Origin of the sequence: Parasaccharibacter sp. TMW 2.1891 (genome assembly GCF_023337675.1) — a bacterium.
Taxonomy (GTDB): domain Bacteria; phylum Pseudomonadota; class Alphaproteobacteria; order Acetobacterales; family Acetobacteraceae; genus Bombella; species Bombella apis.
Genome location: NZ_QORT01000001.1, coordinates 987,054 through 1,005,123, shown reverse-complemented (window position 1 = coordinate 1,005,123; position 18,070 = coordinate 987,054). Strand labels below are relative to the sequence as shown.

Annotated in this window: 15 protein-coding genes; 5 read left to right on the top strand and 10 right to left on the bottom strand. The window is 59.4% G+C overall.

The features are described 5' to 3' along the window. Positions 1–20 precede the first annotated feature (20 nt). From DTJ15_RS04390 to DTJ15_RS04370, 5 genes are read right to left on the bottom strand one after another with little or no spacing between them, the layout of a single operon-like run. The gene (locus DTJ15_RS04390) at positions 21–905 is read right to left on the bottom strand and encodes a hemolysin family protein (protein WP_081563187.1); all 885 of its coding nucleotides are present in this window, start codon (positions 903–905) and stop codon (positions 21–23) included. A 57-nt stretch (positions 906–962) separates the two neighbouring features. Beyond that, complete coding sequence (ybeY, locus tag DTJ15_RS04385; protein WP_081563186.1) at positions 963–1,454, bottom strand: rRNA maturation RNase YbeY; 492 nt, start codon at positions 1,452–1,454, stop codon at positions 963–965. Beyond that, complete coding sequence (locus tag DTJ15_RS04380) at positions 1,423–2,526, bottom strand: PhoH family protein (RefSeq protein WP_154981420.1); 1,104 nt, start codon at positions 2,524–2,526, stop codon at positions 1,423–1,425. The genes ybeY and DTJ15_RS04380 overlap by 32 nt, the downstream gene beginning before the upstream one ends. Next, positions 2,523–3,908, bottom strand: coding sequence for a tRNA (N6-isopentenyl adenosine(37)-C2)-methylthiotransferase MiaB (miaB, locus tag DTJ15_RS04375; protein WP_249109509.1), 1,386 nt, complete (start codon positions 3,906–3,908; stop codon positions 2,523–2,525). Before miaB ends, DTJ15_RS04380 begins: the two co-directional genes overlap by 4 nt. Before the next feature lie 51 nt (positions 3,909–3,959). Then, positions 3,960–4,919, bottom strand: a complete 960-nt coding sequence (locus DTJ15_RS04370) for a 1-acyl-sn-glycerol-3-phosphate acyltransferase (protein ID WP_043560044.1) — start codon at positions 4,917–4,919, stop codon at positions 3,960–3,962. 195 nt (positions 4,920–5,114) lie between these two features. Here DTJ15_RS04370 and DTJ15_RS04365 point away from each other — a divergent pair, with 195 nt between their 5' ends. The 3 genes from DTJ15_RS04365 to DTJ15_RS04355 all read left to right on the top strand — a co-directional run bounded on the left by DTJ15_RS04365 (position 5,115) and on the right by DTJ15_RS04355 (position 12,162). After that, complete coding sequence (locus DTJ15_RS04365; RefSeq protein ID WP_249109508.1) at positions 5,115–7,223, top strand: autotransporter assembly complex family protein; 2,109 nt, start codon at positions 5,115–5,117, stop codon at positions 7,221–7,223. Then, complete coding sequence (locus tag DTJ15_RS04360) at positions 7,223–11,446, top strand: translocation/assembly module TamB domain-containing protein (protein ID WP_249109507.1); 4,224 nt, start codon at positions 7,223–7,225, stop codon at positions 11,444–11,446. Before DTJ15_RS04365 ends, DTJ15_RS04360 begins: the two co-directional genes overlap by 1 nt. A gap of 71 nt (positions 11,447–11,517) precedes the next feature. Beyond that, positions 11,518–12,162: a YceI family protein gene (locus tag DTJ15_RS04355; protein ID WP_043560048.1), complete on the top strand. Its 645-nt coding sequence runs from the start codon at positions 11,518–11,520 to the stop codon at positions 12,160–12,162. 48 nt (positions 12,163–12,210) lie between these two features. Here DTJ15_RS04355 and DTJ15_RS04350 read toward each other — a convergent pair whose 3' ends face one another. The 3 genes from DTJ15_RS04350 to DTJ15_RS04340 all read right to left on the bottom strand — a co-directional run bounded on the left by DTJ15_RS04350 (position 12,211) and on the right by DTJ15_RS04340 (position 14,626). After that, a complete protein-coding gene (locus tag DTJ15_RS04350) occupies positions 12,211–13,011 on the bottom strand; it encodes an SDR family NAD(P)-dependent oxidoreductase (protein ID WP_081563181.1) in 801 nt (266 codons plus the stop codon). Between the two features lie 78 nt (positions 13,012–13,089). Beyond that, the gene (locus tag DTJ15_RS04345; RefSeq protein WP_227431438.1) at positions 13,090–13,662 is read right to left on the bottom strand and encodes a CarD family transcriptional regulator; all 573 of its coding nucleotides are present in this window, start codon (positions 13,660–13,662) and stop codon (positions 13,090–13,092) included. 88 nt (positions 13,663–13,750) lie between these two features. Then, positions 13,751–14,626, bottom strand: a complete 876-nt coding sequence (locus DTJ15_RS04340) for a bestrophin family protein (protein WP_249109505.1) — start codon at positions 14,624–14,626, stop codon at positions 13,751–13,753. A gap of 119 nt (positions 14,627–14,745) precedes the next feature. Between DTJ15_RS04340 and DTJ15_RS04335 the strand changes: the two genes are divergently transcribed. Further along, on the top strand, positions 14,746–15,867 hold the full coding sequence (locus tag DTJ15_RS04335; protein ID WP_043561195.1) for an S-(hydroxymethyl)glutathione dehydrogenase/class III alcohol dehydrogenase: 1,122 nt from the start codon (positions 14,746–14,748) through the stop codon (positions 15,865–15,867). After that, the gene (gene fghA, locus DTJ15_RS04330; RefSeq protein WP_373364567.1) at positions 15,867–16,718 is read left to right on the top strand and encodes an S-formylglutathione hydrolase; all 852 of its coding nucleotides are present in this window, start codon (positions 15,867–15,869) and stop codon (positions 16,716–16,718) included. Before DTJ15_RS04335 ends, fghA begins: the two co-directional genes overlap by 1 nt. A 64-nt stretch (positions 16,719–16,782) precedes the next feature. Here the strand turns inward: fghA and hisI are convergent, their stop codons facing one another. Both hisI and DTJ15_RS04320 read right to left on the bottom strand, forming a co-directional pair. Next, positions 16,783–17,205, bottom strand: coding sequence for a phosphoribosyl-AMP cyclohydrolase (hisI, locus tag DTJ15_RS04325; protein ID WP_081563179.1), 423 nt, complete (start codon positions 17,203–17,205; stop codon positions 16,783–16,785). A 1-nt stretch (position 17,206) separates the two neighbouring features. Next, entirely contained in the window at positions 17,207–18,055 is an 849-nt protein-coding gene (locus DTJ15_RS04320) for a folate-binding protein YgfZ (protein WP_249109503.1), read from the bottom strand. Between the last annotated feature and the right edge of the window lie 15 nt (positions 18,056–18,070).

Below are 18,070 nucleotides of genomic sequence, written 5' to 3'. Positions count from 1 at the left end.
CGGCAAGAGAGGTGGTACCGTCAAGAGGATGGGCCGGTGGAGGGTGTCTGCCCGTCCGCCGTTTCCGGCTGCCGCCGCAGGTGGGCAGGGACACGCATCCGCAAGGTCAGGATATGCCGGGCATCGGAATCGATCACCCGGAACTCCAGCCCGCTGGGATGAACCAGCACTTCATCACGGGCCGGGACATGCTCGGCCAGATGGAAGACAAGACCACCGACAGTTTCGATTTCTGCCTCCCGTTCCTCCCGTGTCAGAACAGGGCCAAGGCGCTCTTCCAGCTCCTTGACGGGTAGCCGGGCATCAAGGTCGATCGTGCCATCGGGACGGTTGAACCATGGTGTGGTGACCGGCTCGTCATGTTCATCAGAGATGTCGCCAACAATGGTTTCGATGAGGTCTTCAATAGTCACGAGGCCATCGATGCTGCCATATTCATCAATGACAAGCGCCATGTGGGTACGGCGCTGACGCATCTGGAGCTGGAGGTCCAGCACCGGGATGCTGGGTGCGACGAGTAGAGGCTGGCGGAGAAGGGAACGCAGGTTGAAAGGTTCTTTCGTACCGATATGGGCGACAAGGTCCTTGACGTGGATCATCCCGACGATGTCATCCAGCTCATCATGGTAGACGGGCATTCGGGAGTGGTTTTCCTCCCGCATCAGCCCCAGAGCCTCATCAAAGGAGAGATCATCCGACATGGCGATGATGTCGGCCCGGGGGATCATGACGTCATCAGCGGTGATGGTACGCAGGCGTAGTACGTTCATGATGAGCGCCCGTTCCTGCCTGTCCAGCTCGGGAGAGTCAGGATTGGTCTTCCCCAGACTGGCGGCTTCCCGGACGAGGTCAGCAATATGCTGCCTTATGGTCTTTGTGCGTGCCTTGCGGTGGAAAAGTTTCATCGGGTGCGGAACGTTCCTGTTTGCGGGCGGAAGAAAAATGTGACGGTTTTTCAGGGATCAGCGGCGGGAGTGAGGGCGTGGCCTCCATGGGTCGCCGAACCCCATCCGGCAGAGAATGAAAGTTTCCAGTCCTTCCATCTGCCGGGCTTCACCGGGATGATGATGGTCATGTCCGGCCAGATGGAGCAGGCCATGAACGATCAGATGTGCCGTATGGGCCCGGAGGCTCTTGCGGGCCTGTAACGCCTCCCGGTGCATGGTCTGGTAAGCAAGGATGATGTCTCCACCCAGCATGGGAGCAGGGGGCTCGAATGTCAGGACATTCGTTGGCTTGTTCTTGCTGCGGAACTGCGCATTGAGCCGCTGGATGTGGCGGTCGTCCGTAAAGACGAATGAAGGGCCCGGCCTGCCTTGAGGGAAGACATTCCCATAGCGCTGGGCCATCTGGCAGGATTGTCGGACAAGCCGCTCCACATCTCCCAATGCAGCCCGCCAGCGTGGATCAGAAACCAGAACCTCAGCGTGGGGAGTAACGGGGCGTTTCATCATCTGTCCGGTAAGAGTGGTAGGGGTTGGCCGCTGCATCGGCACCCTTCTGATCGTAGGCTTCGACGATGCGGGCGACAAGGGGGTGGCGGACAACATCGGCTGCTGTGAGCGGGCAGACAGCAATGCCTTTGACCCCTTCCAGCGTGGCCACGGCGTCCCGCAGGCCGGATGTCACACCACGCGGCAGGTCTATCTGGCTCAGGTCGCCCGTAATGGCCATGCGGGTACCAGCCCCCATGCGGGTCAGGAACATTTTCATCTGGGCAGGGGTGGTGTTCTGGGCCTCGTCAAGAATGACATAGGCATGGGCCAGTGTCCGTCCCCGCATGAAGGCCAGTGGCGCCACTTCGATTTCTCCACTGGCCATGCGGCGTGAGACCTGGTCACCGGGCATCATGTCGTGGAGGGCATCGTAAAGGGGGCGCAGATAGGGGTCGATCTTTTCCCGCATGTCGCCGGGCAGGAACCCAAGTCTTTCTCCGGCTTCAACGGCAGGGCGGGAGAGGATGATGCGATCCACCTGTCCTGCCTGGAACATGGCAACGGCCTGTGCCACGGCCAGATAGGTCTTGCCTGTACCCGCAGGCCCAAGGCCGAAGACAAGCTCTTTGCTGGCCAGAGCCTTCATGTAGGCGCTCTGTCCGGGGGAGCGGGGAGCAATGGCTCCACGTTTTGTCTGGATATGCGGGAGATTGTCCAGTGAGGAAGCATCCATGGGTGGAGCAGTTTCTTCAGCTGTGGGGCGGCGTGGGCTGCGGCGATGGGATGGCAGGGCTGTCAGTCTGATGACGCCATCAACCTGGTCTCCATCCAGTGTCACGCCTTTGCCAGCCTGCTGGTAGAGCGCCTGGAGGACGGCCTGCGCCCGATTGACGGCATCCGTCTCTCCGGAAATGGCCACACGGTTGCCGCGGCAGACCAGTCTCGTGCCGGTTCCCTGTTCCAGCCGGATGAGGTGACGGTCATGGTCCCCGAGGACTTTCTGCAGGCGATGATTGTCCTCGAAGCGGAGTGTCGTCGTGCGGTGTCCTTCCTGACCGGAGGAAAAGGACGCTGGGGCGGAGCGGCTCAAATGGCTGTGCTTTCCTGTTCATGAAGGTGGCCACCAAGGGAATTGGTGAAGGGCGTTGTAATGCGAACCTTGACGATCTCGCCGATCAGGGAGGGGGAGCCCTCAAAATGGACAGGCTGAAGATAGGGTGATCGTCCGTTGAGTTGCCCCGGCTTGCGACCGTGGCCTGTGACGAGAACATCCTGAACCGTACCGACAAGGGAAGCATTGAATGCATCCTGCTGTTCTCGCAGAAGAGCCTGAAGGGCTGCAAGCCGTTTTTCCTTCACATTTTCAGCTACCTGGAAAGGCTGTCCAGCAGCAGGCGTGCCGGGGCGCTGGGAGTATTTGAAGCTGTAGGCACTGGCGAATCGTACATCTCGCACCAGCAGCATGGTGGCTTCAAAATCCTCATCTGTTTCGCCGGGGTGACCGACGATGAAGTCGGATGTCAGGGCTATGTCAGGACGGGCCTCTCTCAGACGTCTGATGATCTCCCGGTATTCATCAGCCGTATGGCCACGGTTCATGGCTTTCAGCACGTTGTCGGACCCGCTCTGGACTGGCAGGTGGAGGTACGGCATGAAAATGGGATTGCTCCGGTGGGCATCTATCAGTGCCTGCTCCATATCCCTGGGATGGGACGTTATGTAACGCAGACGTTTGAGCGCTGGAATCTTTTCATGCAGGAGGGCGGCCAGTTCCGGCAGGGAGGCCGTGCCGCCGTTCCAGTCGCCATGGAAGGCATTCACGTTCTGTCCCAGCAGGGTGATTTCCTTGACACCACTGGCGACGAGCCGTTCGGCTTCGGCCAGGATGGAGGCGACAGGGCGGCTTGTCTCGGCCCCGCGGGTGTAGGGGACCACGCAGAAGGAGCAGAATTTGTCACAGCCTTCCTGGATTGTGAGAAAAGCGGTCAGGTTGCCTTCATTCTGCGGGGCGGCTTCCTCCGGAAGGAGGTCGAATTTGGATTCAACGGGGAAATCCGTATCAATCACGCTGCCACCGGCACGGGCGATGCGGGCGACCATCTCCGGGAGGCGATGGTATGTCTGCGGGCCAAGCACGAGGTCCACATAGGGGGCCCGGGCCAGAAGCTCCTTGCCTTCTGCCTGTGCCACGCATCCTGCGACAGCGATGAGGGTCTCTTTCCCCTCCAGCTTGCGGGCCTCACGGATCTGGCGCAGCCGCCCCAGTTCCGAGAAGACCTTCTCGGCCGCCCGCTCACGGATATGGCAGGTATTGAGGATGATCATGTCCGCATTGTCGGGCAGGTCCACCGGGCTGTAACCCAACGGACGCAGAACATCCGCCATACGGGCGCTGTCATAGACGTTCATCTGGCAGCCCCATGTGATGATGTGCAGGCCCCGTGATGGGGAGGTGGAAATCTGTTCTTGCATGATGATCGCAGTCTGTCCGTGAATCAGCGGGCTATGAAAGAAAGAAGCAGGTCATGAGCGGGTGGAAGGGGTGATATCCTGCAGACGGTTCTGCCGCAGGTCTTCGCTGCCCTGTTCGATGGCGGCCCGTGCAGCATTGGAGAGGGCCTTGCGGGACGGGTAATCCTCCGGCTTGATGGGAGGATGGAATACGACAGTGGCCCGCATGGAGCGCCACTTGCCAAGGCCCATCAGATGGGGGCCAAAATCCATGTCTCCGAACCACGAAAAGACGAAAGACCGTCTGTGCCGCCCTACGGGCAGGCCCTCCAGCTGGTCATAAGCCACCGTGACGGGCTGGATGATGCAGGAGGGGTGATCGTCAGTGGCCGGGTCACTGGGGCGGCGGACTGGTTTCGCAATGGCAAAGAGTGACGACATGAAAGGCAGCAGACCATTGCCTTTGGAGGTCGTACCCTCCGGGAAAAAGGCGATGTCATACCCTTTGCGCAGCTGGTTGATGACGTTTTCGACATCCTGTCCGGCTTCCTGCCGGTTGCGGTTGATGTAAATTGTCCGGCCAAGGAAGGTCAGGTAGCCGATGACGGGCCAGTGGCGGACTTCCTGTTTGGCGATGAAGAAGGCCGGAAGAACTTTCCCCAACACCAGCACGTCCAGCCATGAGCAGTGGTTGGCCACGTAGATGACCCGTCGTCCATCAGCCCGTGGCGTGAGGGACCCCGCCCGCTCTCCGATCGTGCGGACTTTCAGGTTGAGGATGCGGCAGGCCACGCTCCAGAAAAAGAGAGGGAACCGGCGGAACATTTTGCCGGGCATGAGCAGGCACGACCCCTGCCCGACGCACCCGGCAGCAGCCCAGGCCAGCAGGGCACCAGCCCGCAGGCGGGCCCGCAGACGGTCCGTGAATGTATCCTGCAAGGCACGGTTCTGCTCGGCAAAAAGACGGTCCGGGTCGAAAACCGGCCGATGGCTCTTTCGTTTTTTTGTTGGGTGAGGCTCTGCAACAGACATAGTCGTCTAGATAGGCATTTTATGGAAGAGAGACAATCTTTATCAGCAGGATAGGGCGATCTTCCTGTCGTGACAGTGAAGAATGCTTCATATGACAGAACAGAAACTTTTTTAGAACAGAACTGTCTGTCATAAGGGGCCGGAACAGCCAGTGTTCTGGAATATATGCCGGAACTGGTTGAATCAGCGGGAAAAATGACGAGTCATCATTTGGCAGGCAGGATGGGGAAACGGTCGGAGCGTATTGCAACGCTACTGTTGTGTGTGGTGGTGCTGGGATGGGAGACCATGCCGGTATGGGGTGAGGACAGCCTGCCTGTCGTGCACGAACTGGTGCGGCACGCCCTGCCTTACACGACAAAGATTGAACCGGTTGATGACAAGGCCGTCACGGATGGCATGGCGGCAGCGTCCCAGCTGGTCAGTCTTCAGGCTACACGCAGTGTTGGTCCATATGCTCTCGCTGGCCGGATAAGGGCTGATTATGAGCGGGTGCAGGGGGCGTTGCAGTCGCGTGGTTATTATGGCGGGCATGTGAGGATCAGTGTGGAGGCCGGAGGAGGCAGGACCGTGGATGGCCGTGCGCCGGATCTGGCTGGTTTTCTGGCGTCCGTGCAGCCGGGAGAGGCGGTCACGATCCATCTGGGAGCTGTATTGGGGGAGCAGTTCACGGTTGGGCGGATCATCATTGTCGGGGAAGATGGTGATGGCCAGGGGACGGCTGGCAAGGCTGTGGATGGGAAACAGGAAAAGGCGGACCAGCCTTCCGTACGGCAGGTTCTTTCTCTCTCGGAGGGGGAGCGCAGCAGCCTGGGGCTGAAGGAGGGAGCCCCTGCTGTTGCAGAGGATGTGCTGGCCATACAGGGCCGCCTGCTGACATATCTTCAGGAAGAAGGCTACGGGCTTTCCGACGTGCAGGCGCCTCAGGCCATCCTGCATCCGGAGCGGAAGCAGATCGATGTGCAGATCAGGATGAAGCGGGGCCCCAAACTGGTCATTGGCCCCATGACGCTGAAGGGGCTGGAGCGTGTGAAGCCGGATTATGTCCGACGCCGCATGTTGCTCAGGGAGGGGCAGCTGTATCAGCCGTCCGTGCTGGAGCAGGCACGTCTCGATCTGGGGAGTACGGGGCTGTTTGCTTCGGTCATACAGAAGAATGGGGACAAGGTATTGCCCCTACCCAGTCAGAAACCTGCCCCCGGTGGGAAAAAGTCGGCTGGGAAGAAAATGGCGGAACAGCCTCTGCCTCCTGGAGTGGAGGGGGCGCTGCCAATCGATTTTGATTTCAGCGAAGGCAAACGACACCGTCTGACAGGTGATGTCGGTTATTCGACCGATCTTGGCGGGCGTGCCGGCGTTTCATGGCTGCACAGGAACCTGCTGGGCCGTGGTGAGCAGCTGCGTGTTGCTGCCATGGCCACGGGGCTGGGTGGAACAGCCCAGCAGGGCCTTGGCTATGACGGGTATGTGGATTTCATGAAGCCGGATTTCCTTCAGCGCAGCCAGTCGCTTGACCTCCGGATCGAAGCTATACGTCAGCTTCTTTATTCCTACCGGCAGACGGCTTTTCTGGTTCAGGGGCGTGTGGAACGCCCCTTGTGGAAGGATTTTTCTGGCAGTGTGGGCATGACGCTGGAGCAGGAACATATCCGCCAGTTTGGTAGGAAGGCGGAGTATTTCATTGCTTCTGTTCCCATCAAGCTGGATTATGACGGGACGCATCGCTCAAGCCCCATTGAACCGGCGACGCATGGTTTCCGTGTTTCGCTGGGTGTGACGCCATCTGTTTCCCTGGAGCACAAGACCTCGTTCTTCATTCCCATGAACATGCAGGCTTCCACCTATTTCGATCTGGCCCGTCTGGGGCTGACCAGGCCCGGCTCCAGCGTCATTGCCATGCGTGTCATGATAGGGTCGATCCAGGGGGCTTCCACCTGGAATCTTCCGCCGGATCAGCGTCTGTATGCTGGAGGGCCGGGGTCCATCCGTGGTTTCCGCTATCAGGGGGTCGGGCCTCAGTATGGAACGACCAAATATGCCATAGGCGGGACGAGCATGGATGCCGGGACAGTGGAGTTCCGGCAGCGTCTGCCAAAGAATTTCGGTCTGGCGGCCTTTGTGGATGCAGGCCAGGTCAGTGGCAATTCCATGCCTGGTCATGGGAGACTGCGTGTCGGTTGTGGCGGGGGTGTCCGGTACTTCACGCCGATCGGCCCTGTTCGTGTGGATGTGGCCATGCCGATCAACCGGCCGAACCGTGGTGACAAGTGGGAACTCTATCTGGGCCTTGGGGAGACTTTCTGATGCTGGCGCTGGGACGCAGGATTCTCCGTTACGCCGTCGTCTTTCTGGGATGTGTGTGCCTGCTGGTGGCCGTGCTGCTGGTGGGTATCAATCTGCCACCGGCAAAACGGTTCGTGGAGCAGAAATTGCCAGAGTGGTCAGGCGGCATGGTTCAGGTCGAGGGGATGGAAGGGATTCTGCCCTGGCATCTGGCGCTGTCTCATGTGGTTCTGCGGGACCCGCAGGGCATATGGCTGGAAGGGCGGAATGCGGACCTCCGGCTCGGCCTGTTGTCCCTGCTGCACAAGCAGGTCCATGTGCGGCACCTTTCTGCGGAGCAGCTGGCCTATGTCCGCAATCCTGCTTTCCCACCGGACCCGAAGGCGCAGGAAAAACCTTCAACTGGTCTGCCAGACTGGGGGGTGCGGGTCGATCATCTGGGCCTTTCCCTGCTGACAGTCGGGCCGACTGTGTTCGGGCAGGCGGCCAGTCTGAAGATTGAAGGCAAGGCCCGGCTGGAAAGCCTCAGTGCGCTGACCCGTATGCCCTCATTCAAGAAAATGCCGGCCCTACGGCTCTGGGTGAAGGCAGAGCGTCTCGACAGGCCGGCCCATCTTCTGGTTGATCTGCAAACCTGGCGGCACAGGACACATGGCCAGCTGCATTATGATGAAGATGCTCAGGGATTTGCAGCCTCGCCGGGCGGGCTGGCCGTGTTTGATCCTCTTTCGGTCGATCTCTCCCTGCATGGCCCTTACAGGGCACTGGCCGTAAAGCTGGATGTCCGGGCTGCTACCCAGCAGGACAGCCCCCTGACGGCCCTGCTGAAAGGTCGTCTCGACCTTGTCCATCTGAAGAATGACCTGACACTGGATGTCCATGCGCCGCCCATGACGGTTCTGCCCGGTATGGGGTGGGAGAAGCTTGATCTGGCTGCCGCTCTGGATGGCGCCATGCTGGACCCTCATGGCACTATCCGGCTTGATGGCGTGAATCTGATGGCAGCAGGGGCCGGGGCAGGGCATCTGCATCTCCAGCTTGATGGGCAGGGAGGTGGCCTGCAGGCCCTTCTGGCACGGGATGCCATGACGTTCAGGAAGGTCATCAGAGGGCAGAACAGGGAAAGCAGGCTTTCCCTGTCCGCACGTTTTGATGGTGTCCGGGTACCTGGAAAAGCCCCGGCCATGCTGGCGGAGGCTCCGCTGGTTCTTGCAGCAACAGTGCAGCCCTATCGGGTGGACAGGCCCTATGAGGTGCATCTGGAACATGATGCGGTACGGCTGAATGTTACGGGAACGATGACTTCGGTTCTGGACGGACACATGCAGCTGGATGTGGGTCGGTTGCCGGAACTTGCTGCTCTGCTCGGCCAGAAGATGACCGGATCGTTCCATGCTGGTGGGGCCTTCAGCGTTCCTCTGGGGGCACCGGGCAACATGACGGCCCGTCTGGAGGGGCATTTTGGCCTGAAGGAAGGCCCGGCACAGGCAGTGGCCCTGATCGGAGATCAGGGAGCCTTGCGCCTTCAGGCGAAGCGGGACAGGGCGGGTCTGCTTCAGCTGGACCAGCTCTTTCTGGGGGGGAAAGCGTTCCGGCTGGAAGGGAAAGGCCAGCTGGACCCACAGCAGGTAGTGTCTGCCTCGCTCAGGTTGGCCCTGTCTGATCTGTCCGCATTGCATGAGGCCCTGCGAGGGCAGGCCACGCTGGAGACCAGAGTGGAAGGATCGGTGACGGACCTTGCCACACAGGCCCATCTGGCAGGAATGCTGGGGGTTGTGCATCCTGGTGTTTCCCTGCCCATGGCGCCGGTGGATCTCCATCTGGACCTGGCCCATCTTCCCTCCCGGCCGCAGGGGACAGTGCAGATGCAGGGCACGCTGGACCGTGCGCCCCTGAAGCTGCACATGACGTTTGCCCGCAAGGATGATGGCGAGGTCGTGGCCGACCTTGATACTCTGGCGTGGAAGGATCTTCAGGGGCGGGCCGCCCTGGCTCTGCCGACCGGGCAGCGCATCCCGTGGGGTGATGTGGAGTTGAGGATCGCCCGGCTGGATGGTTTCAGCCGTCTTCTGGGGCGGCCAATGGCCGGGCATCTCCAGCTGGGTCTGCATACGGTACCGGGGGTGGAGAAAGGGCTTGCGGGAGCTCCAGCGCCTGACCGCCTGACTCTGGCGCTGGATGGCCAGTTTCATACGAATGGCTATGCCGTGAAAATGGCGAGCCTGAAGGGTGAGCTTCAGCATCTTCAGGAAGACCCGGTGGCGGACATGTCTTTCCAGCTTTCTGGTCTGCAGGTCAATGACATGACGGGTAGCCTGAAGATGCGGGTGAAAGGACCACAGACAGCCTTGGGGATTCAGGCTGATGGTCTTTTTGAGCATGTCATGCAAGCTCCGGCCCGTTTTGGACTTCTGGCGCAGGCTGACATTCCGGGGCAGGCCGTGAAGCTGGGCAGACTGTCTGCTGTTCTGAAAGGTGAAACCCTTCGTCTCCTGCGGCCGGTGACTGTGCATTACGGGCCAGCCATGGCGGTTGACCACCTGACTCTTGAAGTCCAGCCTCCTCATGGTGTTGCCGCACGGCTAATGCTGAATGGTAGTCTCAAGCCAGAGATGGCTCTTGAAGCCAGCCTGGAGCATGTCACACCTGCCCTGGCAGAGCCATTTGTTCCGTCTCTTCATGCCGCAGGTGAATTTGCTGCTTCAGCGAGATTGAAGGGCAGTCTGGCAGCTCCAGCGGGCCGGATTACGCTGGATGGGACAGACCTGCGCCTGATGAGTGAGCCGACGGCGTCCTTCCCGGCGGGACGACTGCATGTTCAGGCTGATCTGAATGGGAAACAGGCCCAGCTGCGGACGGAGCTGCGTGCCGGTGAGCCGATAGCCCTGCTGGTGACAGGCCGTGTGCCGCTGTCGCCAGCAGGGGATATGGACCTTGCTGCAAAAGGGCGGCTGGTCCTGTCGGTTGCCAATGCGTTTCTGGGGATGGATGGCATGGCGGCCGGTGGGCAGATGAGCCTCGACCTTGGCATCAGAGGTCCCATGAAGCAGCCCAGCATCGATGGGAGTGTGCAGCTGCATGGCGGTTCGTTCGACCATTATGCTCAGGGGGTGCATCTTCAGGCCATTGATGCCGTGCTCATGGCTCATGGGGATACGCTGGTTCTGGATCATGTCACGGCCCGGGCGGGGCGGGGAACATTGGGGATGAAGGGGCAGGTGGGTGTCCTGCGGCCTGGTCTGCCGGTTGACCTGGAGTTCCTCATGGAGAAGGCCCAGCCGATACAGAGTGACATGTTGACGGAGCTTATCAACAGTCATCTGCATATTCATGGTCAGGCTACGACCAGGCTTGATGTCGAGGGTGACATCACGGTGCCGGAGGCTTCGATCACCCTGCCTGATTCCATGCCGGCTTCGGTGCCGCAACTGGAGATCATCACGCCGGAAGAGGCCAGGGAGGCTCCCCGACCGGAGCCGAAACTGGTCGTGGGGCTGAATATTGATTTCATCTCTCCTGGCAGACTGTTCGTCAGGGGGCATGGCCTGTTTGCCGAGATGCAGGGCAAGCTGCACATAGGTGGTGTGAGTACGGCACCCCTGCTGACAGGCGGGATCAATCTGAAGAGGGGCAATTTCAACCTGGCGGGGATCAATCTCAATTTCACACATGGGCAGGTTGGCTTTACTGGCGGTGGTGCGGCCCACCGGCTTGATCCGACAATCGATTTCAGAGCGGACCGCAACGCCAATGGGACTCTGGCAAGCCTGCTCGTGCGTGGTTATGCGAGTGATCCGAAGATTGATTTTGTCTCCAATCCGAGCCGTCCGCGTGATGAGGTCCTCTCCATCCTGCTTTTCGGGACGGACAGAAACTCTCTTTCTTCAACTCAGCTGGCATCTCTGGGGCTGGCGATCGTGCAGATTGGTGGTGGCTCTGCTTTTGACCCGATGGGCAAGGTCCGCAGCACGCTGGGGCTGGACCATCTGGCCATTGGTGGGGGCAACAGCGTGGGCAAGGGGGCTGCCAGTGTGGAGGCAGGCAAATACGTGATGAAGGGTGTCTATGTCGGTGCCAAGGAAGGTCTGTCCGGCAAGGGGGCGCAGGCGCAGGTCAAGGTTGATCTGACGAAACGGTTGCAGCTGAACACGACAGTCGGCACTGGTGGACAGGTGACAGGCTTTACAACTCCGGAGAATGATCCGGGCTCCAGCGTCGGGCTCTCCTATGGGATAGATTATTAGAGCCTGCTCCTGTAGAGAAAAGAGGCAGAGGCTTCAGTCTGCCACACGTTTTTACAGGGGAAGGACCTGCCATGCGTTTCTCATTACGGTCTGTTTTTACGGCCATTGCTCTTTCCTGCTCGGTTCCGGCAGTGGCGTCTGCACAGGTCGTGACGGATGCATCCCAGATCCAGCCGGGATATTACAGGGTCGAGCCCCAGCATACGCAGGTCAGCTTTACCGTGCTGCATTTCGGTTTTTCCGTGTTTGAAGGGCTTTTCTCCGGGGCTTCTGGTGTGCTTCGGCTGGATCCCCGCCAGCCGGAAGCTTCCAGCCTTTCCGTTTCCGTGCCGGTGTCTTCTGTCCTGACGACAAACAGCAAACTGATGGAGGAGCTGAAAGGGAGCGAATGGCTGGCGGCGGGCCAGTTTCCCAAGGCTGAGTTTGTTTCTGTCAGTGTCAAACAGACGGGACCGAATGACGCCCTCGTATCGGGCAACCTGACACTGCACGGCATCACGCATCCTGAGACGCTGCGTGTTCATTTCCTTGGGGCGGGCGTCAATATGCTCGACAAGAAATATACGGTCGGTTTTGATGCGACAGCGACCATCAGACGCAGCGATTTTGGCGTCAGGATGTTCATTCCGTATGTCAGCGATGAAGTTGAGTTGAGGATCGCTGCCGCTTTTGAACGGCAGGACGTGGCCGTTCCAGCAGGATCGGATGACAGGTGAAAGGCAGACGGCCCCGGCGGAACATCTTCGCCGGAGCCGTCTCTGGTCTTATGATGACCAGTTGTGTTCAAAATCTCCATAAAGGGTCAGGCCACCATCGACATAGAGTGTCTGGCCCGTGATGTAGCTGCTTTCCTCAGAGGCAAGGAAGCCCATGGCCGTAGCGATTTCGTCGCTGTTGCCGGGACGTTTCATAGGGATGTGGCTGGCAACTGCTTCATACTGCTTGGGATCGTTCACCCAGGCATCGTTGATCGGCGTAACAATGGCGCCGGGTGCGACGATGTTGAACCGTATTCCACGGGAGGCATATTCCAGAGCCAGGGTACGGACGATGTTGCCCACGGCACCTTTGGAAGCTGAATAGCCCAGATAATGAGGCTTGGGGATCAGCTGGTGGACGGAGGAGTTAACAACGGTTCGCCCCTTCACGCCGGTTTTCAGCCAATAGCGCAGGGCCGCACGGCAACAGAGCATGACGCCTGTCACGTTCACGGCCATGACACCTTCAAAATCGGCCAGTTTTACGTCTTCGGAGGGAGAGGGAATCTGATAGCCTGCATTGCAGATGAGGATATCAAGGCCCCCCATGCCTTCAATGCTCTTTTGGAAAACGCTTTCGACAGCTTCTTCACTGGAGATGTCACCGGCAGCGATGACATGCTCGCCGCCAGCCACTTTTGGGAGGGTTTCCAGAACGGTCCGCAGCTTGTCTTCCTTGCGTCCGTTAATGGCTACCTGTGCCCCGTGTCTGGCGAAATACTGCGCAGCAGCCTCACCGATTCCCTGGGAGGCGCCGGTAATCAGGACCTTCTGCCCTGCAAAACGCTTTGATGAAGTTGTGGACATAACCTCTAACCTTTCCCGTCAGGGTTCTGGAGGAAGCACCCCTCCCGGAGAGACAGGTCTGAGGGAGGGGATGAGGGATCAGGCGTTCTTCATGGTCTGGGTCAGATCTTCAAGAACCTTGGCCGGATCCTTGTTCTCAAGTACAGCCAGCTCGGCGACGAAACGTTCCTGAGCGGCTTCGAAAAGTTTACGTTCGGAAAAGCTGCCGTCAAGGCTGTCCACATTGCGGCGCAGGTCACGCAGAACCTCCGCAATCTGGACAAGATCACCGGAGTTGATCTTTTCCTGGTAGGCCACGGCGCGGCGGGCCCACATGCCACGGCTGACATGCGGCTTGCCCTTGATGACGGACATGGCCTTGTCCACGATCTCGCGCGTGGCGATCTTGCGCAGGCCGGATTTGCGGGCCTTGGCAAGCGGGATACGCAGTGTCATCTGGTTGCCGGGGAAAGAAATCTGGATCATTTCGATCTTCGTGTCGGCGATCTCTTCTTCGCCGATACGGTCAACCCGGCCTACGCCGTGGGCGGCGTAAACGATGGCATCACCCTCGCGGAAAGGATTCTTTTCCTGCTCTGGGTCTTTCTGACGGGCAGTGTGCTCGGCGGCGGCGCGGGCCATCTCGTCAGTAACACCACCCTTCTGGGACATTCTGAAGCTGTTGTTCATGGCGGGGAGGATAGCAGAAAAACGGGAATATGTCTTGCAGAACCTGAAACTGGTCTTCCATGGGTGTCTGTCATGGCATCTGCCCGAAGCGGGGCTGTGGCAATGGGTGATATTCCATGCCCAGTGGCTGGAGCAGGTCCCGCTCGATCGTGCGGCTCATTGTCAGCATGGGCAGGGAATGGGGGCTGACCTTGAAAGGCTCCTGAAGGTTCTGCCCGCTCCGGTCCAGCATCTGGAAGAGCACGCCAATGATGCTGGAGCCCAGCGGGGTGATCCAGCCCAGGGTCTGCACGGCGGACAGGGGCAGCAGGATGCAGAAGAGATGCGTGATGACTTTTGGCAGAAGTGAATACTGCACGGGCAGGGGCGTGTTGCGGATGCGTTCCAGTCCGCCCTGGGCATTGGCGAGGTCGGAGAGGATACGGTCCACCGTACCATGTACGGCTCCGTCTATGTGCCGTTCCTCAACCAGGGTACGGACCTTCTGGCCGATTCTGTAAAGCAGGGCATTGGCCGGATTTGTGCAGGAGAAGACAAACCGGTAGGTGTCCGCATCCAGCAGGCCCTGGATGGTGCTGTCCGGCTCGTTGCCGCTCAGTGAGGATTTCAGGATATAGGGATAGGCTGCCATGGCCCGGGCCAGGCTGGGCTGCCCTCCGAGCAGGGACTCCAGTTCTCGCCCGAAAGAGCGGCAGTTGTTGGTGATGGCGCCCCACAGGGTGCGGGCTTCCCACCAGCGGGCATAGGCGGCGTTGTTGCGGATTCCCAGAAAAATGGCCAGGGCTGACCCCATGAGAGAAAAGGGAAGGGCGGGCTGTTCCATCCATTCCTGATGGAATATCTGGAACAGGATGACCACCACGCAGTCCCATCCTGTGAGGATGACCAGAGGGGGGAGTATCTCCCGGAAGAGTATGGAAAGTCCGTAGCGGCGTTTGATGATCAAGGTGGCAGATTCCTCACATGGCGAGTGGTGAATATGTCAGGGCTTGAAGCCCGTTCATTCTGTGGCACAATTCGGGCTGCAGAAACAGCGACAGACAGAATTAATAAGGGGTAATGAAAATGGACGTTCGCGCCGCAATCGCTCTTGAAGCAGGCAAACCGCTGGTTGTTGATACCGTCCAGCTGGAAGGGCCCCGGGATGGGGAAGTGCTGGTGGAGATCATGGCCACGGGGCTGTGTCATACGGATAAATACACGCTTTCCGGCAAGGATCCTGAAGGTCTGTTTCCGTCCATTCTGGGGCATGAGGGAGCCGGGATTGTCCGTGAGGTCGGTGCCGGGGTGAAGCACCTCAAGCCTGGTGATCATGTCATTCCTCTTTACACCCCGGAATGTCGTGAGTGTCCGTCATGCCTTTCCCGCAAGACCAACCTGTGCACGTCCATCCGCAGTACGCAGGGCAGAGGCCTGATGCCGGATGGCACGACACGGTTCTCTTACAAGGGAAAGCCGGTCCACCATTATATGGGCTGTTCCACATTCGCCAATTTCACGGTCATGCCGGAAATTGCCCTGGCAAAGATCCGTTCTGATGCTCCGTTCGACAAGGTCTGCTACATCGGCTGCGGCGTGACGACCGGCATTGGTGCCGTGCTGTTCACGGCCAAGGTCGAGGCCGGCTCCACCGTGGCGGTGTTCGGTCTGGGCGGAATCGGCCTGAATGTCATTCAGGGAGCCAAAATGGTCGGGGCAAACCGCATCATCGGCATCGATATCAACCCCGAGCGTGAGGCCATTGCCCGTAAATTCGGCATGACGGATTTCGTCAATCCCAAGGATCTGGGAGAGAATGGTGATCTTGTTGGTCATCTCATCGAACTGACGGGGGGCGGCGCCGACTATACGTTCGAGTGTGTGGGTAATGTCAGCCTGATGCGTCAGGCGCTGGAAAGTGCCCATCGCGGCTGGGGTGTGTCCTGCGTGATTGGCGTGGCCGGTGCAGGGCAGGAAATCAGCACGCGGCCTTTCCAGCTCGTGACAGGTCGCCGCTGGATCGGCTCTGCCTTCGGGGGGGCCCGTGGCCGGACTGACGTTCCGAAGATCGTGGACTGGTACATGGAAGGGCGCATCAACATTGATGATCTCATCACCCATGAGATGAAACTGGATGACATCAACCAGGGCTTCGAGATGATGGAGCGTGGCGAAGGCATCCGCAACATTGTGAATTACGGGCTATGATGGGCAGGAATCCATTCACACTGATTGAGCGTCATCCCTGCTGTGGAGGGGAGGTACACTTCCTCTCCCACCAGTCGCAGGAACTTGGGTTACCGGCCCGTGTCAGCATTTTCCTTCCGGCAAAGGCGCTTGCTGGTGATCGTGTGCCTGCCATTCATGTTCTGGCGGGCCTGACCTGCACGCAGGAGACGTTCCTCATCAAGAGCAACGCCATCCGTCATGCGGCGGACCATGGCCTTGCCCTGGTGGCGCCGGATACATCCCCACGGGGTGCAGACGTGGCCGGGGAAGATGATGCCTATGATCTGGGCACGGGTGCCGGCTATTATGTCGATGCCACGACAGACCCATGGGCGGCCCATTATCGCATGGGCTCCTATGTGCGCCGGGAGCTGCCTGCTCTGGTGGAAGAGCATTTTCCCATCATGGCCGGACGCCGTGGAATCATGGGTCATTCCATGGGAGGCATGGGGGCTCTGGCTGTGGCGCTTGGTGATGCTGGAGCGTGGCAGACTGTGTCAGCTTTTGCTCCCATTTCTTCACCCTCGCAGGTGGATTGGGGGCATAAGGTGACGGATGCCTATTTTGGCGGGCACGAGGCCGAGTGGGCGCAGTACGATCCTTGCCTTCTTCTGGAGGCCGGCATGACCCATCCGGGCACGCTGCTGGTCGATCAGGGACTGGATGACGAATTCCTGTCCCGTTTGCAGCCGGAGCGGCTGGAACAGGCGGCAAAGGCGGCTGGGCAGTCCCTGACACTGCGGCGGCATGAGGGGTATGACCATTCTTACTGGTTCGTGCAGAGTTTCATACAGGACCATCTCAAACATCATGCCGAAGGCCTGCTCTGATCATTCATGATTATGGCATGGCTGAAGCCCTTTCCACCTTCGGGTCGGAAAGGGCTTTTCTGTATCAGGATGATTTTTTCGTGCTGTAAAGTTCTTCAGGAGCAATGGCCGGGCTGGTCAGCTCTACACAGCCGGCAGGGGTGAGGGACTGATAAAAGCAGCTGCGGCGACCCGTATGGCAGGCAACGCCTTTCTGCTGGACGGTCAGGAGCAGACAGTCCGCATCACAGTCCAGAGCGGCGGCAAGAAGGTGCTGTTCCTGCCCGGAGCTTTCTCCTTTGCGCCAGAGTGTGTTCCGGCTGCGGGAATAGTAGCAGACCCGCCCTGTTGCCAATGTTTCGGCCAGGGCTTCCCGGTTCATCCAGGCCAGCATGAGAACTTCGCCGTTTTCATCCTGTGCGATGGCGCTGATGAGGCCCCGGCTGTTGAAATGAACTTCATCCAGCAGGGTTGTCAGGGTAGGATCGGTGATAGGCTGCCAAGGCATGTCAGGAGTCCTTTTCTTGGGTCTGTTCCGTATCTCTGGGGAGCCAGTCAGGCCAGTCCAGCGTGATGGGGTGACCGTCCAGCTGTAGCCCGCTGGTGTTCCAGGCCCGACGGTGCAGCAGGGCGAGCCCGTGCTGACCGGCATGTGACCTGAGCTCACCGACCTCTTGTCCGTCCAGTGTCACAGCGCCCTCATTGGGTAGGGGCTGGCCATCGGTAGACCGTACCGGCAGCAGCCGTTTCTTGATGAGCCCCCGATAATGGGTCCGGGCGGTGACCTCCTGCCCCAGGTAGCAGCCTTTGGTCCATGATACGCCATGGAGGTGGTCCATGTTGGCCTCCAGCACCAGTGTCTGGCCGGGGACGATATCCTCATCTCCCGGAATACCGGTTTGAAGGCGCCGGGCAAGCAGGGCGTCGGCTTCTCTCTGCTGGACGGCTTCATCATTGGCGGGAGAGCCTGGAATGATGGCCCGCCAGCCCAGTGCTGGATGCCGGGGGTCTGCAGCATGGATGAGTGCCCCGTCCGGCCGTGGGGTTTCCGGCGCTCCTGTCAGGATGGTGGCGTCCATCCGTTCCATGTGTACGTCTGCTCTCAGTCTGAAGCGACGCAGGGTTTTCAGGAGGGAGTCCGTTTCAGTCTCCGGGAGGTCGAGAAGGAGAGCCTCTTCAGTTTTCCATAGGAAGAAGAGCGTCTGTATGCGTCCCTGGGCATTGAGCATGGCGGCCCATGCGGTCCCGTTTTGTGAAAGGGCCTGTACATCATTGGTTATGAGGCCGTTCAGAAAGCTGGTCCGTTCATTTCCTGTGAGTGAAATGACAGAACGGCGTGAAAGATGGTTGCGCTTCATCAGTGTCCGCATGAT

What these genes read in the sequence shown, in the direction of transcription:
- DTJ15_RS04390 (WP_081563187.1), bottom strand. Translation starts at nt 905, where the DNA reads ATGAAACTTTTCCACCGCAAGGCACGCACAAAGACCATAAGGCAGCAT.
- ybeY (WP_081563186.1), bottom strand. Translation starts at nt 1,454, where the DNA reads ATGATGAAACGCCCCGTTACTCCCCACGCTGAGGTTCTGGTTTCTGAT.
- miaB (WP_249109509.1), bottom strand. Translation starts at nt 3,908, where the DNA reads ATGCAAGAACAGATTTCCACCTCCCCATCACGGGGCCTGCACATCATC.
- DTJ15_RS04370 (WP_043560044.1), bottom strand. Translation starts at nt 4,919, where the DNA reads ATGTCTGTTGCAGAGCCTCACCCAACAAAAAAACGAAAGAGCCATCGG.
- DTJ15_RS04365 (WP_249109508.1), top strand. Translation starts at nt 5,115, where the DNA reads ATGACGAGTCATCATTTGGCAGGCAGGATGGGGAAACGGTCGGAGCGT.
- DTJ15_RS04360 (WP_249109507.1), top strand. Translation starts at nt 7,223, where the DNA reads ATGCTGGCGCTGGGACGCAGGATTCTCCGTTACGCCGTCGTCTTTCTG.
- DTJ15_RS04355 (WP_043560048.1), top strand. Translation starts at nt 11,518, where the DNA reads ATGCGTTTCTCATTACGGTCTGTTTTTACGGCCATTGCTCTTTCCTGC.
- DTJ15_RS04350 (WP_081563181.1), bottom strand. Translation starts at nt 13,011, where the DNA reads ATGTCCACAACTTCATCAAAGCGTTTTGCAGGGCAGAAGGTCCTGATT.
- DTJ15_RS04345 (WP_227431438.1), bottom strand. Translation starts at nt 13,662, where the DNA reads ATGTCCCAGAAGGGTGGTGTTACTGACGAGATGGCCCGCGCCGCCGCC.
- DTJ15_RS04335 (WP_043561195.1), top strand. Translation starts at nt 14,746, where the DNA reads ATGGACGTTCGCGCCGCAATCGCTCTTGAAGCAGGCAAACCGCTGGTT.
- fghA (WP_373364567.1), top strand. Translation starts at nt 15,867, where the DNA reads ATGGGCAGGAATCCATTCACACTGATTGAGCGTCATCCCTGCTGTGGA.
- hisI (WP_081563179.1), bottom strand. Translation starts at nt 17,205, where the DNA reads ATGCCTTGGCAGCCTATCACCGATCCTACCCTGACAACCCTGCTGGAT.
- DTJ15_RS04320 (WP_249109503.1), bottom strand. Translation starts at nt 18,055, where the DNA reads ATGAAGCGCAACCATCTTTCACGCCGTTCTGTCATTTCACTCACAGGA.